Origin of the sequence: Acidovorax sp. sif1233, assembly GCF_019218755.1 — a bacterium.
In the GTDB taxonomy this organism is placed as follows: domain Bacteria; phylum Pseudomonadota; class Gammaproteobacteria; order Burkholderiales; family Burkholderiaceae_C; genus Acidovorax.
The window spans coordinates 391392-407289 of record NZ_JAHUWZ010000002.1; the positions used below are offsets into that span (position 1 = coordinate 391392).

15 protein-coding genes are annotated in these 15898 nt (G+C 69.2%); 12 read left to right on the top strand and 3 right to left on the bottom strand.

Translation table 11 applies throughout. From position 1 onward, the window contains the following. Positions 1–5: 5 nt before the first annotated feature. The gene (locus KW843_RS09215) at positions 6–521 is read right to left on the bottom strand and encodes a hypothetical protein (RefSeq protein ID WP_218294834.1); all 516 of its coding nucleotides are present in this window, start codon (positions 519–521) and stop codon (positions 6–8) included. 436 nt (positions 522–957) lie between these two features. On the opposite strand from KW843_RS09215, the gene KW843_RS09220 reads away from it, so the two are divergent. The 3 genes from KW843_RS09220 (at position 958) to KW843_RS09230 (ending at position 3178) form a co-directional block, all read left to right on the top strand. Continuing rightward, a complete protein-coding gene (locus tag KW843_RS09220) occupies positions 958–1449 on the top strand; it encodes a hypothetical protein (RefSeq protein ID WP_218294835.1) in 492 nt (163 codons plus the stop codon). A 93-nt stretch (positions 1450–1542) separates the two neighbouring features. Continuing rightward, positions 1543–2166 (top strand): superoxide dismutase, encoded by a 624-nt coding sequence (locus KW843_RS09225; RefSeq protein ID WP_218294836.1) that lies wholly within the window; start codon positions 1543–1545, stop codon positions 2164–2166. 67 nt (positions 2167–2233) lie between these two features. After that, positions 2234–3178 carry a ZIP family metal transporter gene (locus tag KW843_RS09230; protein ID WP_218294837.1) on the top strand — a complete coding sequence of 315 codons (945 nt, stop codon included), beginning with the start codon at positions 2234–2236 and terminating at the stop codon, positions 3176–3178. Positions 3179–3365: 187 nt separating this feature from the next. Here the strand turns inward: KW843_RS09230 and KW843_RS09235 are convergent, their stop codons facing one another. Next, positions 3366–4595: a nucleoside recognition domain-containing protein gene (locus tag KW843_RS09235; RefSeq protein WP_218294838.1), complete on the bottom strand. Its 1230-nt coding sequence runs from the start codon at positions 4593–4595 to the stop codon at positions 3366–3368. A 239-nt stretch (positions 4596–4834) separates the two neighbouring features. Here KW843_RS09235 and KW843_RS09240 point away from each other — a divergent pair, with 239 nt between their 5' ends. From KW843_RS09240 to KW843_RS09270, 7 genes are all read left to right on the top strand, one after another. After that, positions 4835–5548, top strand: coding sequence for a YebC/PmpR family DNA-binding transcriptional regulator (locus KW843_RS09240; RefSeq protein WP_218294839.1), 714 nt, complete (start codon positions 4835–4837; stop codon positions 5546–5548). 63 nt (positions 5549–5611) lie between these two features. Next, positions 5612–5911, top strand: a complete 300-nt coding sequence (locus KW843_RS09245; protein ID WP_218294840.1) for a DnaJ domain-containing protein — start codon at positions 5612–5614, stop codon at positions 5909–5911. Further along, the gene (locus KW843_RS09250; RefSeq protein WP_218294841.1) at positions 5908–6486 is read left to right on the top strand and encodes a hypothetical protein; all 579 of its coding nucleotides are present in this window, start codon (positions 5908–5910) and stop codon (positions 6484–6486) included. Before KW843_RS09245 ends, KW843_RS09250 begins: the two co-directional genes overlap by 4 nt. Before the next feature lie 150 nt (positions 6487–6636). After that, the gene (locus KW843_RS09255) at positions 6637–7401 is read left to right on the top strand and encodes a hypothetical protein (RefSeq protein WP_218294842.1); all 765 of its coding nucleotides are present in this window, start codon (positions 6637–6639) and stop codon (positions 7399–7401) included. 169 nt (positions 7402–7570) lie between these two features. Continuing rightward, on the top strand, positions 7571–8866 hold the full coding sequence (locus KW843_RS09260) for a hypothetical protein (protein ID WP_218294843.1): 1296 nt from the start codon (positions 7571–7573) through the stop codon (positions 8864–8866). A gap of 159 nt (positions 8867–9025) precedes the next feature. Then, on the top strand, positions 9026–10294 hold the full coding sequence (locus tag KW843_RS09265; RefSeq protein ID WP_218294844.1) for a GGDEF domain-containing protein: 1269 nt from the start codon (positions 9026–9028) through the stop codon (positions 10292–10294). Between the two features lie 176 nt (positions 10295–10470). Beyond that, positions 10471–11118: a DUF1569 domain-containing protein gene (locus KW843_RS09270; RefSeq protein WP_218294845.1), complete on the top strand. Its 648-nt coding sequence runs from the start codon at positions 10471–10473 to the stop codon at positions 11116–11118. Between the two features lie 130 nt (positions 11119–11248). On the opposite strand, the gene KW843_RS09275 is transcribed toward KW843_RS09270, so the two are convergent. After that, entirely contained in the window at positions 11249–11905 is a 657-nt protein-coding gene (locus tag KW843_RS09275) for a hypothetical protein (RefSeq protein WP_218294846.1), read from the bottom strand. 157 nt (positions 11906–12062) lie between these two features. Here KW843_RS09275 and KW843_RS09280 point away from each other — a divergent pair, with 157 nt between their 5' ends. Together KW843_RS09280 and rbbA are read left to right on the top strand one after the other, a co-directional pair. Then, positions 12063–13130, top strand: coding sequence for an HlyD family secretion protein (locus KW843_RS09280; protein WP_218294847.1), 1068 nt, complete (start codon positions 12063–12065; stop codon positions 13128–13130). Beyond that, a complete protein-coding gene (gene rbbA / locus KW843_RS09285; protein WP_218294848.1) occupies positions 13127–15898 on the top strand; it encodes a ribosome-associated ATPase/putative transporter RbbA in 2772 nt (923 codons plus the stop codon). Before KW843_RS09280 ends, rbbA begins: the two co-directional genes overlap by 4 nt.

Here is a 15898-nt window from a genome sequence, read left to right on the forward strand (position 1 = left end):
GCCGCTCATCGCACCGCTGGTTCCCGCGCCGCGCGGCGCCGGCTCCACCCGGCGCCCGCTGCCGCCACGCCCAGCGACAGGGCCAGCAGCGCCGGGAGGGACAGCGTGGGGATGGCGGCGGGCCCGGCGGGTACCGCGCCGCTGTCGGTGATGCGCAGCAGCACGCTGTTCGTATCCGCCACCCAGCTGGCGCCAGCGTCGACGGTGTAAAACGTGTCACCGGCGTCCGCCGCCGTGCCCCAGCGGAAGGTGTCCCCGGCCACGGCGGCCTTGGCCACCATCCACAGGTGCTGCCCGGCCGGCGCGGCGTAGCTGCCCGTGAACCGTACGGGTTCCAGCGACGACGAGATCGGACCGACGGGTGTGAACGCCGCGCACGATGGCCCGGGCGCCGTGCCGCCAGGGCCATCGTCGCAGACCTGCAGGTTCACCGTGCCGATCGCGCTGACGCCGCCGCCGTTGCTGAGCAGCAGCGTGACCTTGGCCACGGAGAAGCCGGCACCTCCGACGGGGATGCGCACGGCGGTGAACTGGGTGAAATTCAACCCGTTGAACCAACCCAGTCCCCCCATCCCCAGGTTGTCATGCAGCGTGGCGGCGCCAGCCGCCAGGGGGGGCTGCCAGCGCGGCAGCGGCGGCTGCCAGGGCCACGCGCCAGCGGCAGGCGCGCAAAAGGGACCGGGGTCGAAGCAGCAGGGGCGAAAAATGCATGGCAAACAGTGGTGGAACGATGGAGGGGGCCGGGCGGTGTCTCTGACGGCACCACGGCGGCGACGGGTTGAGCGTAGGCGGAGTGCGGGCGGCGAATTGACTGGCTATCCCGCCGGCCTTTGACCCGGCGTTTCCGGGATGGCGTCCCATCTCGACAATATGAATGAGAATCAGTATCATTTAGATGCCTGAGTACGCCACACCCGTCCACCGCAAAAGGCTTGTCCCTCTTCAAGGAGCATTGCCATGGACACCGGCGTACACACCAACTCCCACCAGAGCGCAGCCGTGCACCACGCGCCCGCCACGCTGGCGCGGTGGCAGCATGCCGTGCAGCGCGCACGGGCAGCGCAGCAGACGGGCCAATGGCGCATGGCGACTGCCTATCAGCACCAGGCCCTCGCGTTGTCGCTGCGGCTGCTGGAGCACACGCCGCCACCGGGGCGCGAGGACGACTGCGTGGCAGCGGTCGTGGTCTCGCACCTCAATGTGGCCGACCTGCAGGTGCAGGCGGGCGCCGTGGACGACGCCACCCAGATCCTGTGCCGCGCCCATGCCGTGCTGCTGGGCCTGATGGCCGATGCACGCCACGGCGCGGGCCTGCGGCAGGCCGCGTGGCGCCACAGCCGCGAAACCCATGCCGCCTTGCTGCGCCATGTGCAGGCCCATGGCGCGCACCCGTCCGTCACGCAGGCCCTGGCCTCGGCCCATTTGGCCCACGGCCCGGGGCCGCACTGAAGGGCGTGCCGCTTCCTGGCCGTGGGGTGCCATGGCCCGAAAGACGACGCGCTCCGGCCTTTTTATCCACTCCGTTTCCGATCCAAGGACACCATGCCCCATACCTTGCCCGCCTTGCCCTATGCCTATGACGCGCTCGAGCCCCACATCGATGCCCGCACGATGGAGATCCACCACACCCGGCACCACCAGACCTACATCAACAACCTGAACGCCGCGCTGGAAGGCACGCCGCACGCCCACCTGCCCATCGATGAGCTGGTGGCGCGGCTGGTGCTGCTGCCCGAGAGCCTGCAGGGCCCGGTCCGCAACAATGGCGGCGGCCATGCCAACCACAGCCTCTTCTGGAGCGTGATGTCGCCCCGGGGCGGCGGCCAGCCCCAGGGAGAGCTGGCGCGGGCCATCGATACGGATCTGGGCGGGTTCGGCGCCTTCAAGGAGGCCTTCACCAAGGCCGCGCTCACGCGCTTTGGCAGCGGCTGGGCCTGGCTTTGCGTGACCAAGGCGGGCCAGCTGGTGGTGGAAAGCACGGGCAACCAGGACAGCCCGCTCATGGCGGGCCCGATGTCGGGCCACACGCCCGTGCTGGGGCTTGATGTGTGGGAACACGCCTATTACCTGCAGTACCAGAACCGGCGTCCCGAATACATCGCCGCGTTCTACAACGTCATCGACTGGGCCGAGGTGGCCCGCCGCCATGCGCTTGCCCGGGCCTGACGGGCCATCGCGCCCGCTCCACCACCCGCATTCTGAAAACCGCCCCCCGACAACCCCAGGAGCCGCCATGCAGACCCCGTCCGCTTCCACCCATACGGTTCTCGAACCGCTGGCGCGTTCCGCCTCGGCGGCCCGCCGCGTCGCCACCCTGCGTGGGCGGCAGTGGCTCGGGCTGGGCATCGTGCTGCTTGGCATCGTGGCGGGCTCGGCGCAGGCATGGGCCTGGATCGCCGGCCAGCCGGTGGTGCTGGGTGCGCTCTGGGCCGGCCTGGCGGCAGCGCTGGCCACGGCGCTGGGCACCGCGCCGGTGCTGCTCTCGCAGCGCCTTTCCGAGCGCACGCAGGACACGCTGTTCGGCTTCGGCGCGGGCGTGATGCTCGCCGCCTGCTCGTTCTCGCTCATCATCCCCGGCATCCAGGCGGCACGCGCGGGCGGCGCCGGTGCCTGGGCGGCCGGGGGCACGGTGGGGGCGGCCATCCTGCTGGGCGCGCTGGTGCTGCTGATGATGGAGCGGCTGCTGCCGCACGAGCACTTCATCAAGGGCGTGGAGGGCGGGCAGGCCTCGCGCACGCTGCGGCGCACGTGGCTGTTCGTCTTCGCCATCGGGCTGCACAACCTGCCCGAGGGGCTGGCGATCGGGGTGGCCTACGCGGGCGGCGATGCCCTGCGCGCCAGCGCCCTGGCCACCGGCATCGCGATCCAGGACGTGCCCGAGGGCCTGGTGGTGGCCGTGGCGCTGCTCGCCGCGGGCTACCGGCGCTTGCTGGCCGTGGTGCTCGGGATGGCCTCCGGGCTGGTGGAGCCCGTGGGCGCCGTGCTGGGAGCCGCCGTGGTCAGCTACTCCGCAAGCCTGCTGCCCTGGGGGCTGGGTTTCGCGGCCGGGGCCATGCTGTTCGTGATCAGCCACGAAATCATCCCCGAGTCGCACCGCAAGGGCCACGAGGCCTGGGCCACCGGCGGCCTGATGCTGGGCTTCGTGATCATGATGCTGCTGGATACGGCGCTGGGGTGAATTTTGCTATCGAATTAATAGCTTTCAGCGCTTTCCTTTCAAGGGGGGGCGCCGATTTGATCCGTAGTGCAGGGAATGCAGGACTGGCACCGCCCCCGCTGCCTCCGCCCGGCGCGGTCCGCACCCGTGCCACCGCGAAGCCGGCTTGTCGGGGGGAGGGGCAAGACATGCCGGGAGACTTTTTTCCCTACCCAAAGAACCGGTAGCACACCACGATGGCCGCCACCACGCCCGCCAGCTCGGCCAGCAGCGCGCAGCTGACGGTGTGACGGGTGCGCTGGATGCCCACCGCGCCGAAGTACACCGCCAGCACGTAGAAGGTGGTCTCGGTGCTGCCCTGGATGGTGGCCGCTGCCAGCGCGGCAAAGCTGTCCACGCCCTGGGCCTGCATGGTCTCGATGAGCATGGCACGCGCGGCGCTGCCGGAGAATGGCTTGACCAGCGCAGTGGGCAGCGCATCGACGAACCGGGTGTCCGCGCCCAGCACCTGCACGCACCAGCGGATGCCGTCGAGCACATAGCCCAGCGCCCCCGATGCCCGGAACACCCCCACGGCGCACAGCATGGCCACCAGGTACGGCAGCAGGCCCTTGGCCACATCGAAGCCTTCGCGCGCACCCTCGATGAAAGCCTCGTACACGGCGACCTTGCGCCAGGCGCCCAGGGCCACGAACAGCACCACCAGCATGAACAGCGTGAGGTTGCCGAGCAGGGAAGACAGCTGCGACAGCGCCGCCGCGCTCAGCGTGGTCAGGAGTGCCATGAAACCGCCGAGCACCAGCGCCACGGGCAACAGGTAGGCCAGCACCACGGGGCTCCACAAGGGCAGGCGCTGCACCACCGCCACGCTGAGCAGGCCCACGAGGGTGGATGCGGACGTGGCCAGCAGGATGGGCAGGAAAACGAGTGTCGGGTCGGGCGCGCCCTGCTGCATGCGGTACATGAAGATCGTCACCGGCAGCAGCGTGAGCGAGGAGGCATTGAGCACCAGGAACAGGATCTGCGCGTTCGTGGCGGTGTCGGGCTCTGGGTTCAGCTCCTGCAGGGCTTTCATGGCCTTCAGGCCCATGGGGGTGGCCGCGTTGTCCAGCCCCAGCGCGTTGGCCGCGAAGTTCAGCGTCATGAAGCCCAGGGCCGGGTGGCCGCTGGGCACGCCGGGCATGAGGCGGCGGAACAGCGGCGCCAGCCAGCGCGCGAGGGCGTCCACGATGCCCGCCTTCTCGGCGATGCGCAGGAAGCCCAGCCAGAGCGTGAGCGTGCCGAACAGCAGCACCATCACCTCGACCGAGAGCCTGGCCATGGCGAACAGCGCCTCGACCATGGCGGCGAAGATCTGCGCGTTGCCCGCCACGAGCCACTGCGCCAGCGCCGCCACCGCGGCGGTCAGGAAAAAGCCCAGCCACAGGGTGTTGAGCATCAGGGGGTACCGGGAAGAGTGGGGGGATCAGCCTGCATGCCGCCAAGGTTACCCGGCTTGCCGCGCAACACCCGCCGATACCGTGGCTGGCAGGCAACGGATGGGTCAGTGGTACCCTATAGGGTTCGGTTTACCGCCGTGCGGGGGCTTTGGGAAGCGCTTTTCCCGCGCCTGCGGGGGCCGCACCACACATCCTCAGGCGCCTGGCGCGCCGCAACACCAACGAAAAGAGATCCAACATGGGCGCGCAGTGGAAAGCAAAAGGCAAGGCACAGGTGGCGGATGCCAAGGGCAAGCTGTTTGGCAAGCTGGTCAAGGAAATCACCGTGGCCGCGCGCGGCGGCGCCGATCCGGCCAGCAATGCGCGCCTGCGCCTGGTGGTCGAGCAGGCCCGCAAGGCCTCGATGCCCAAGGACACGCTGGAGCGCGCCATCAAGAAAGGCTCGGGCACGGGCGCCGACGCGGTCAACTACGAGCGCGTGATCTATGAAGGCTTCGCACCCCACCAGGTGGCGGTGATGGTCGAATGCCTGACCGACAACGTGAACCGCACCGCGCCCGAGATGCGCGTGCTGTTCCGCAAGGGCCAGCTGGGCACTTCGGGATCGGTGGCCTGGGACTTCAACCATGTGGGCATGATCGAAGCCGAGCCCGCCACGCCCGATGCCGACCCCGAACTGGCTGCCATCGAGGCGGGCGCGCAGGATTTCGAGGCTGGCGACGAGGAAGGCACCACCACCTTCTGGACCGACCCCACCGACCTGGACCTGGTGAGCCGCGCGCTGCCCGCCCATGGCTTCAATGTGCTGTCGGTCAAGCTGGGCTACAAGCCCAAGAACCCCGTGAATCCCGCCAACCTCTCGCCCGAGCAGCTCGAAGAGGTCGAGAACTTCCTGGCGGCCATCGACTCCAACGACGACGTCCAGAACGTGTTCGTGAGCCTGGGCGGCTGATGCCGGTGCGCCGGCTTCGCGGCCGGGCACGCTCCCTGCATCGCCCTCGCAATTGACTTGTCCATGACCGCAGACCACTACGCAGCCCTCGGGCTGGCGGCCAACGCGTCGCTCGCCGACATCAAGAAGGCCTTTCGCCAGAAGGCGTCGTTCTACCACCCGGACCGCAACGACGCGCCCGACGCCGCCCAGCGGTTCCAGGCCGTGCAGAAGGCCTACGAAGTGCTGTCGGACGACACCGCCCGCCAGGCCTACGACGACAACCGCCGCCGCAACCTGCTGGACGACCCGCTGCAGACCGCGCAGGAGATCTGGCAGGCCTACTCCTCGCGCATCCTTTCCTCTCCTTCTTCCGCTTCGTGAAACTATCTCCCTACTTCTACGATCTGCGCTCCGCCTACCAGGCCGAGCTGGATGACCTGGTCTCCGACTCCGAGGGCAAAGACGTCCTGCGCAAGCGCCTGGCGGAAAAGCGCAACGAGATCGCCTTTCTGGTGCAGATGATGGAGCTGGCCCCCGAGATGGTCGCAGTGGTCTTTCACCACGGCTTTCGCTTCACCAAGCCCGGCGCGGTGGAGCACCTGCTGGGCCTGCCGGTGGACGAACTGCCCGACTGGCACAGCCTGGCCCATGCCGTCACGCTCGAGCCCTGGGCCCAGAGCCTGGCGCAGACCGTGCTGCGCGAGCCGCAGGGCGCCCGGTTCATGGCGGTGGCGGCCGGGCTCGAGTACCTGCACCTGCATGCCCGCATGGCCCCCGCGGCGCACGCGGCCGAGGGCGACGGCGACCAGGGCGAAGACGCTGCGGATGCGGCGGAACACGATGACGATTTCAGCGCCCTGAGCGCCGACGACGCCGTGGACCCGCAAAACAGCCGCACCCGCGAGGAAGCCAGCTCCAACTGGCTGGCCGATGTGGGGTTCGACAGGAAGGACTGAGGCCCTCCCGAGGCGCTGCGCGCCATCCCCGCGAGGGGGACGCCTGCTGCGGACCGGCAAAGCCGGACCAAGGCAAGGCGGCGCTGGCGACGGCGGCGCGCCAGTTTTTAGCGGTCTGCGCCCGGCGCAGCGACACACCAAGGAATACGCATGAGCAGCAACAACACCCACCTCGCCCTGATCACCAGGACCACCAGCCTGATCGCGGCCGGCGACATCGTGGGCGCCGAGTCGGCGCTGGCCGAGCTGGCCGATACCGACGGGGACGGCGCGCTGATGGTGGTGCTGGACCAGCTCGCGCCCAAGGACATCCTGGCCGTGATGCGCGAGTACGACGACTCCAAGGCCTCGGTGGTCAACCTGCTGGTCACGCCCGAGCAGTTCGCGCGCGCGATGGTGCTGGAAAAGCAGTACAAGGACCTCACGCACACGCACCTGCGCAACATGGTCAATGCCGTCATCTTCCGCGACGACGCCGATCCCGTCGAGTTCCTCACGGCCATCGGCGACCTGGAAGGCGGCGCCGAGGCACTGGCCAACTACTTCGCCGAAAAGTGGAGCCGCATCGAAGCCTTTGCCCGCACCGGCACGTTCGACGCGGTGGAAGACTACGGCCCCACGCTGACCGACGACGAACTCCTCGCCTCGGGCTATGTGCAGCCGCGCATCGACCAGGACGAGGTGGCGGACCGCGACTGGATGCAGATGGCCTGGCTGCTGCGCTACGAGTGCCGCGACCTGTTCATCGAAACCTTGCTGGTGCTGCGCGCCAAGGCCCGCGCCTTTGACCTGGGCCTGGAAGAGGGCGACGAATCGCCCGCCGAGGAAGACGACGGCAAGTTCGAAACCAGCGAAACCGACCGTGGCAAGGCCACGCCCGCCGCCCGCACGTCCGACGAAGAATCCGCGATTTAGATGACAACCCCCTGTGGCGCTTCGCGCCTTCCCCCTTCTCTCGAATGGCTGCGCCATTCGGGAAGGGGGACACCGCCAGCGAGGCGGGGCGGCCCTTGCGCGGCGGTTCTGGCCTGGAGCGTGCCAGTTTCATGGCCCATGAGCACTGCGAAGCGCGATAGATACTGATATGACTGTGCCCAACACGCCTTCTTCAACGACTGACGAGATTGCAGCCGCCAACGCGCTGCAGCTCCACGACGCCCGCCCGTTCTTTGAAAAGGCGCTGGCGCATGGCGTCCAGCATGGCGTGCTGGGTGCCGACAAGCTCGCGGCCATCAATGCCGATGCGCCCAAGGGCATGGTGCAGATCGCGCGCTACTTCGGCAGCGAATTCTTGCGGCCCGAGCTGGAGAAGGCGCGCGACCGCATGGTCAACCTCATCAGCCTGTACCTGCTGGACACCACCGGGGGCGACCTGCACGAGGCCGCCGTCTCGCTGCGCGACCATTCGTTCCTGTCGCGCTCCAAGGGGGGCTCGGACATGCTCAAGCGCCTGATCGCCATGCCCGAGAGCAGCAATTTCGGCATGGCCGGCTATGCCGATGCCGAAACCCCGTTGCTGGCCGTGTGGTCGCTGCGCAGCCACGCCGACTACCGGGCCGAGCTGGCGCGCCGCACGCAGATTGCGCAGGCCATCCGGGCCGCCCAGTGGCTGGCCGGGCAGTTCGACCTGGACCCCGACGAGCTGGAAGCCGCGGGCGCCGACGCGGAAGCCGTCATCCGCGCTGGCTTGCTCATGGTGGCCCTGGCGCCCAAGGCCATGGACCTCGGCGAGTGGCCCAACACCGTGTCGTTCGAAAAAGTGCTGATGGCACAGCGCAAGAAGAAGCTCGCGCCGCCCGTGCAGCTGCGCCTGCCTGCCGGCTTGCCCGCCGAACTGCGCGAGGTGGTGCAGGCGCATTGCGCCAGCGTGCTGGCCGACCTGCCCAAGCTACTCGACGCGGCCACACCGGTGCGCACGCTGCTGCGCCCCACCGGCGCTTTCCGCGCGCGCTACTTTCTGCTGGACGACCCCTTGGCCGAGGTGGACAACTTCCACCGCAGCCTGGATGCGCTGGAGGAGGGTGAGGAACCCCCGCTTCCCGCGAGCAAGACCTGGACGAGAACGGTGCAGGGCAACGATGACGAACATTCGCTGCTCACGCTGTGCCTGTGCCTGGCGGCCGGGGCCCCCAAGAAGACGCTGCTGACCGAGAAGACCGCCGCGAGCCTCGTCCGAAAGATCCGCAAATCGGGCCTGCAGCCCGCGCTGGCGGCCGACTTCATCCGCGCCCATGCGCCCGGCGTGCACCAGCAGGACTACATCGCCCTGTGGACCGGCTTCGTGCAGGACGCGGAAAAGACCCTGCTCAGCGACATGGACTACCAGATGCACGACGCCCTGGCACTGCTGCGCCGGGAGTGCAACGTGGTGGGCGACTGAGCACCAAGGAAGAGGTGGCCGGCCGCGGCCTGGGGCATGGGCGCTGGCACCGGCGGCCCGCGCCCGTGGCGCCGCCGCGTGGCCCCGCGCGATAGTTCCTGCATTTCGCAACGGCTCGGTTAACATTCAGCGCGTTTCTTGTCCTGCCGCAATCCCTTCATGCCAGCCCCGCGGGGCTCCCTTACGCCGCTGCCCCGTTCCGTCTCCGTGCACAGCCCCACACTCGTCATTCTCGCGGCCATCCTGTCGGCGCTGGTTACCGCAGTGCTGTATGCCGTGTGGCATTTCAACAAGAACATCCCGGGCCTGCGGCTGTGGACGCTGTCATTCCTGGGCGCGTCGGTGTTCTGCGCCACGCTGCTGGCGCGCGAGCGGATGCCCGAAGTGCCGGCCGTGGTGCTGGCGCAGGGGGCCAATGCGCTGGCGGCCTACCTGTGCTGGCTGGGCAGCCGCGCCTACATGGGGCGCCCGCCCATCGCCCACCGGTATGCCGCGGCCGCCATCGTGTCGCTGGTGGCGCTGTCGGTGTATTTCACGGTGGCGCAGCCCCATCCCGGCGCGCGGTTCGCCCTGGCGGGCTGGTTCGCGGGCGTGTGCTTCCTGCTCACGGCGCGCACGCTGGCGCAGGGTGGCTTTCGCCGTGTGCCGGCGCGTTACCTGCTCGCGGGCGTCATGGCCTTCCATGGGGTGTGCGTGCTGGTGCGCCCCGTGATCTTCCGGCTGGCCGCCCCTTCGGATGCCGGCCTGCTGACGCAGCTGTCGCAGTTCGTGGTGCTGGAGGCCACGGTGGCCCTCGTGATGATCGCGTTTGGCGTGCTGATGCTGACCAATGAATTCGTGACGAGCGAGCTGCGCCACCTCGCCGAGATCGACCCGCTCACCAGCGTGTTCAACCGCCGCGCCTTCATCACGCTGCTGGACAAGGGCCTGAGCAATGCCCAGCGCACCCGGGCCGCGCTGCCCGTGCTGGTGATGGACCTCGACCACTTCAAGAAGATCAACGACACCGGCGGCCACCAGTGCGGGGACGACGCGCTGCGCCACTTCGTGGACCTGGCCCACCGCTGCCTGCGCCGGGAGGATGTGATGGGCCGCCTGGGTGGGGAGGAGTTCGCCATCTTCCTGCCCAACGCGGACGGCCCTGGTGCCGCCGGCGTGGCCGAACGCCTGCGGGCGCTGGTCGAGTCCGAGCCCATGGATGCCGAACGGCGTCGCGTGGCCCTGACCGTGAGCATCGGCATCACGCTGTCCACCAGCGGGGATTCGGCCGAGGCGGTGCTGCAGCGAGCGGACGAGGCGATGTACCTTGCCAAGGCGCGCGGGCGCAACCGGGTGGAGGTCGTGGCGCTGCCGGACGATCCCGTGCCGTTGAAGTGGCCGCGCCCCGCGGAGCGGCCAGGCACCGCGCGCAGCGCGGCGGTGCTGTAGCCAGCTTCCACCAGGCGCGCGTGCGGTCGCGCCGCCGGGCCCTGCCGCTTGCCTGATGGGCCTGAAACGCTGCCTGTGTCGGCTGCCCGACCTTCGGGCGTGCCGCCGCGCAGCGCGCCGCCGCACAATGGTGGCCTTGCCTCGTCCCGTCCATTCCCAGACCACCACCATTCCCCATGGCATTGAATCCCCTCGGCAGCAACCCGCTCGGCGGCGCGGGCCCGGGCACCGCGCCCGGTGCATCGCCGTCGGCGCCCGCAGCGCAGCGCAGGGCGTTCCTGGCATCCGGCACGGGGCTGGCCGCCCTGGGTGTGGCGGCGGCCGCCGGGGCAGGCTACCTGCTGTACCGGCCGGGCAACGACCGGCAACTCGTCTTTGGCACCCTGGCGCGCGCCATGCAAGAGGTCGAGCGCCTTGCGGGCGCTGCGGTCCAGCCGCTGGCGCCCGCCACGGCCTGGAACTGGCCGCAGACGCTGGAGCACTGCGCACAGAGCATCGAGTTCTCGCTGCGGGGCTTCCCGGCGCCCAGGTCGGCGCTGTTCCAGAACACCCTGGGTGCGGCTGCTTTCAACGTGTTTGCCCTGCGCGGCCGCATGAGCCACGACCTGGCGGAGCCCATCCCGGGCGCGCCCGCGCTGGATGCGTCCACGCCCGGGGCGTCGGCGGCCCTGGCCCGGCTGCGCCAAGCCGTGCAGGACTTCTCCGTGCACGCGGGGCCGCTGCACCCGCACTTCGCCTACGGGGCGCTGGACAAGGCGCAGTACGAGCAGGCGCACGCCATGCACCTGGCCAATCATCTGTCGGCGTTTGACGCAGGGGGCTGAGCGCGGGCTGCGCGGCCCTGTGCAGTTCCATGCCATGCGGATGCCGGCTGGATGCTATTGAAGTTATAGCTATTGGCGCTTGTCCAGAAAGCGCCAGAGGCATATTTCACCCGAATGTGCCCATTCTCTCTCAGCCCAGATCGTCAAAATCCCATTGGGCGCAGAGGGCGTCAAAGCGCAGGGCGTCCAGCACGCTCAGGAACACACCGGGTTCCGCAAGCTCCCCCTCGGAGTGCAGGTACCACACCAGCGCCTGCGGGCCCACGGTGAAGATGCGCAGCCCCGCCATGTCCACGACGGGCCGCGCCCGCAGGGCGTCCAGCAGCGACGCCAACTCGCCGGGCGTTGAGAACGCCCCGCACGTGCGCATGCCGCAGAACGGATAGCCGCCCTGTGCCATCTGGTAGTAGGAGACGGTGTGCAAAAACGCCTCCAGGCCCACGGCTTCCTCGAACCAGTCCGGGGAATCCAGGTCGGTGGTCTGCCACACCCGCTGCCGGGCATCGGTGGCCCACCAGCACACGCCCTGGTTCTCTTCCAGAAACAGCAGCTTGTCGCCCAGGCACTCCCAGTCTTGCGGCGGCGCAAACCGCTGAAAACCGGCCATCAAATCGGCACGCCTGCCCACGGCGGCGTAATAAGCGTGCAGGGCAGGGGGCACTGGGCCACCCAGGCGATGGCTTGCGGCGGCCAGTTCATCTTCCGGCAGCCCGTCTTCGGGGCTGACAGGGCGGCCCAGCAGCCAGGCCAGGGTGTCTGAAAGGGGCGGGGTGGTGAGGGCAGTCATGGGTGTCGGTTCAAGGGGCCGCCACGCGCGGCAGGTGCAGGCCGGATGTTCGGGTGGCGATTGATGCAGGTCAAGGGAGGGCGTGCTGCGGCTTGGGGTAACGCGGGGTGCAAAGCTACCATCCCTCGACGGGCCCAAGTGCCCACAAGGATGGACCATGAGCAAGCAATGGAAGATCGCTGCGGCTTTGGCCGTGGTGCTGCTGGGGGGAGGGCTGCTGCTGCGCTGGGCGCCCTGGCAGGCCAAGTGGCCAGGCCCCGGCTTCGTGAGCGGCAACGGCCGCATCGAGGCCACCGAGATCGCCGTGGCCACCAAACTCGCGGGCAAGGTGCTCGATGTGCTGGTGGCCGAGGGCGATTTCGTGAAAGCCGGGCAACCCCTGGCCCGCATGCAGATCGACAGCCTGCAGGCCCAGCGTGAAGAGGCGGTGGCCCGGCTGCAGCAGGCGCAGCTGGCCATCGGCAGTGCCCAGGTGCAGGTGGCCCAGCGTGATAGCGACTACCAGGCCGCGCTGGCCGTGGTCGCGCAGCGCGAGAGCGACCTCGACACCGCCCGCCGCCGCCTGCCGCGCTCCGAGCAGCTGGCGCGCGAGGGCTTTTTCTCCAGCCAGTTGCTCGACGACGACCGCGCCAAGGTGCGCAGCCAGCAAGCCGCTGTGACCGCTGCAAAAGCCCAGGCGAAGGCCGCGCAGGCGGGCATCGGTGCGTCGCGCACGCAGGTGACCAGCGCCGAGGCCAATGTGCGCGCGCTGCAGGCCACGCTGGCCCGCATCGATGTGGAGCTGGCCGACAGCGAGCTCAAGGCGCCGCGCGATGGCCGCGTCCAGTTCCGCGTGGTGCAGCCCGGCGAGGTGGTGGGTGCGGGTGCGCGCGTGCTGCAGCTGGTGGACCTGAGCGACGTGTACATGACCTTCTTTTTGCCTGAGACCGTGGCGGGCCGCGTGGCGCTGGGCAGCGAGGTGCGCATCGTGCTCGATGCCGCGCCGGGCTTCGTCATCCCGGCCACCGTGTCGTTCGTGGCCAGCACCGCGCAGTTCACCCCCAAGACGGTGGAAACCGCGAGCGAGCGCCAGAAGCTCATGTTCCGCGTGCGCGCGCAGATCGACAAGGCGCTGCTGCTGCGCCACCAGGAACAGGTCAAGACCGGACTGCCCGGCGTGGCCTGGCTGCGGGTGGACCCTGCGGTGGAGTGGCCCGCAGAACTCGCCGTCAAGGCTGGCCAGTGAACCCAGCGGCCGGCGCTGCACCCGTGGCCCGCCTGCGCGGCGTGGGCCAGCGCTACGGGCGCACGGTGGCGCTGGAGGGCATCGACCTGGAGGTGGCCGCCGGCCGCATGGTGGGCCTGATCGGGCCGGATGGCGTGGGCAAGTCCAGCCTGCTGGCCCTGGTGGCGGGCGCGCGGGCGGTGCAGCAGGGCACCGTGGAGGTGCTGGGCGGCGACATGGCCCAAAGCCGCCACCGCAGCCGGGTGTGCCCCCGCATCGCCTACATGCCCCAGGGCTTGGGCAAGAACCTGTACCCCACGCTGTCGGTGGAAGAGAACCTGCAGTTTTTTGGCCGCCTGTTCGGGCACGACGCGGCCGAGCGGCGCCGCCGCATTGACGAACTCACGCGCAGCACGGGGCTGTATCCATTCCTGGCGCGGCCAGCGGGCAAGCTCTCGGGCGGCATGAAGCAGAAGCTGGCCCTGTGCTGCGCGCTCATCCACGACCCCGACCTGCTGATCCTGGACGAGCCCACCACCGGCGTGGACCCGCTGGCGCGCGCGCAGTTCTGGGATTTGATCGGCCGCATCCGCGCCGCGCGGCCGGGCATGAGCGTGATCGTGGCCACGGCCTACATGGAAGAGGCGCAGCGTTTTGAATGGCTGGTGGCCATGGACGAAGGGCGCATCCTGGCCACCGGTACGCCTGCCGAGCTGATGGCCCGCACCGGGCACGATGCGCTGGAGCAGGCTTTTGTGGCCCTGCTGCCCGAGGCCAAGCGCCGGGGCCACCGGGCGGTGCAGATTCCGCCGTTGGACCGGTCGCAGGCAGACGACGCTGCCAACGTCGCCATCGAGGCGCGCGACCTCACCATGCGCTTTGGCGACTTTGTGGCGGTGGACCATGTGAGCTTTCGCATCCAGCGGGGCGAGATCTTTGGCTTTCTGGGCAGCAACGGCTGCGGCAAGTCCACCACCATGAAGATGCTCACCGGCCTGCTGCCCGCCAGCGACGGGCAGGCCTGGCTGTTTGGCCAGCCGGTGGACCCCAAGGACATGGCCACGCGGCGGCGGGTGGGTTACATGTCGCAGGCGTTTTCGCTGTACAGCGAGCTGTCGGTGGAGCAGAACCTGGTGCTGCATGCCCGGCTGTTCCACGTGCCCGAGGCCGAGGTACCCGCGCGCGTGACGGCCATGCTCGAGCGCTTTGACCTGCAGGCCGCGCGCGGCTCGCTGCCCATGAAGCTGCCGCTGGGCATGCGCCAGCGCCTGTCGCTGGCCGTGGCCATGGTGCACCAGCCCGAGCTGCTGATCCTGGACGAGCCCACCTCGGGCGTGGACCCCATGGCGCGCGACAACTTCTGGCGCCTGATGGTGGAGCTGGCGCGGCGCGACAAGGTCACCATCTTCATCTCCACCCACTTCATGAACGAGGCCGAGCGCTGCGACCGCATCTCGCTGATGCACGCGGGGCGTGTGCTGGAGAGCGCCGCGCCGCAGGACATCGTGGCCAAGCGCGGTGCTGCCACGCTGGAGGAAGCCTTCATCGGCTACCTGGAAGATGCCGCGGGCACGGCCCAGGCCCCTGTACCCGTGGAGGCTTCGGACCACACCAGGCTATCGGCTGTACCCACACCCAACGCCTCCACCTGGCCCACTCGTTTGCGCCAGAGCCTGGCCCGCATCCACAGCACCCAGTGGCGCGAATCTCTGGAGCTGCGCCGCGACCCCGTGCGGGGCGCCATGGCGCTGCTGGGCTCGCTGATCCTGATGTTCGTGATGGGCTACGGCATCAGCATGGACGTGGAGAACCTGCGCTTTGCCGTGCTGGACCGCGACCAGACCGCGCTGAGCCGCGCCTACACCCTGAACCTCGCGGGCTCGCGCTACTTCACCGAGCAGCCGCCGATTGCCACCTACGCCGAGCTGGACGCGCGCATGCGCTCCGCCGAGATATCGCTGGCGCTGGAGATCCCGCCCGGCTTTGCGCGCGACGTGGCACGCGGCCAGCCGGTGCAGATCGGTGCCTGGGTGGACGGGGCCATGCCCCAGCGCGCCGAAACCGTCATCGGCTACGCCCAGGGCCTGCACCAGCAATGGCTGGTGGAGCAAAGCCGCAGCCGCACGGGCGTGGTGCCCCGGGGCCTTCTGGAGGTGGAGCCGCGCTACCGCTACAACCCCGACGTGCGCAGCCTGCCGTCCATGGTGCCTGCCGTGATCCCGCTGCTGTTGCTCATGCTGCCCGCCATGCTCACGGCCCTGGCCGTGGTGCGCGAGAAGGAACTGGGCTCGATCATCAACCTGTATGTGACGCCCACCACGCGCACCGAATTCATGCTGGGCAAGCAGCTGCCCTATGTGCTGCTGGCGCTGTTCAACTTTGGCTTGATGTGCCTGGCGGCGGTGACGGTTTTTGGCGTGCCGATGACGGGAAGTTTTGCCACATTGACGCTGGCCGCCGTGGTGTTCAGCCTGTGCTCCACGGGCATGGGCCTCTTGGCCTCCACCGTCACGCGCAGCCAGATCGCGGCGATGTTCTTCGCCATGGTGGGCACCATCATTCCCGCCGTGCAGTTTGCGGGGCTCATCAACCCGGTGTCGTCCATGACGGGGTTTGCGCGCTGGGTGGGCGAGGTCTACCCGGCCAGCCACATGTTCACCATCAGCCGGGGCGTGTTCAACAAGGCGCTGGGATTGCAGGACCTGCAGGCCGAGTTCTGGCCCATGCTGGTGGCGGTGCCGGTCATCGTCGGTGCCGCCATTGCCTTGCTGAAGAAGCAGGAGACCTGA

Excerpts from the sequence above, each read along its gene's own strand:
- KW843_RS09275 (WP_218294846.1), bottom strand. The coding sequence starts at position 11,905 with ATGACTGCCCTCACCACCCCGCCCCTTTCAGACACCCTGGCCTGGCTG.
- KW843_RS09240 (WP_218294839.1), top strand. The coding sequence starts at position 4,835 with ATGGGCGCGCAGTGGAAAGCAAAAGGCAAGGCACAGGTGGCGGATGCC.
- KW843_RS09230 (WP_218294837.1), top strand. The coding sequence starts at position 2,234 with ATGCAGACCCCGTCCGCTTCCACCCATACGGTTCTCGAACCGCTGGCG.
- KW843_RS09235 (WP_218294838.1), bottom strand. The coding sequence starts at position 4,595 with ATGCTCAACACCCTGTGGCTGGGCTTTTTCCTGACCGCCGCGGTGGCG.
- KW843_RS09255 (WP_218294842.1), top strand. The coding sequence starts at position 6,637 with ATGAGCAGCAACAACACCCACCTCGCCCTGATCACCAGGACCACCAGC.
- KW843_RS09220 (WP_218294835.1), top strand. The coding sequence starts at position 958 with ATGGACACCGGCGTACACACCAACTCCCACCAGAGCGCAGCCGTGCAC.
- KW843_RS09265 (WP_218294844.1), top strand. The coding sequence starts at position 9,026 with ATGCCAGCCCCGCGGGGCTCCCTTACGCCGCTGCCCCGTTCCGTCTCC.
- KW843_RS09280 (WP_218294847.1), top strand. The coding sequence starts at position 12,063 with ATGAGCAAGCAATGGAAGATCGCTGCGGCTTTGGCCGTGGTGCTGCTG.
- KW843_RS09225 (WP_218294836.1), top strand. The coding sequence starts at position 1,543 with ATGCCCCATACCTTGCCCGCCTTGCCCTATGCCTATGACGCGCTCGAG.
- KW843_RS09270 (WP_218294845.1), top strand. The coding sequence starts at position 10,471 with ATGGCATTGAATCCCCTCGGCAGCAACCCGCTCGGCGGCGCGGGCCCG.
- KW843_RS09260 (WP_218294843.1), top strand. The coding sequence starts at position 7,571 with ATGACTGTGCCCAACACGCCTTCTTCAACGACTGACGAGATTGCAGCC.
- KW843_RS09245 (WP_218294840.1), top strand. The coding sequence starts at position 5,612 with ATGACCGCAGACCACTACGCAGCCCTCGGGCTGGCGGCCAACGCGTCG.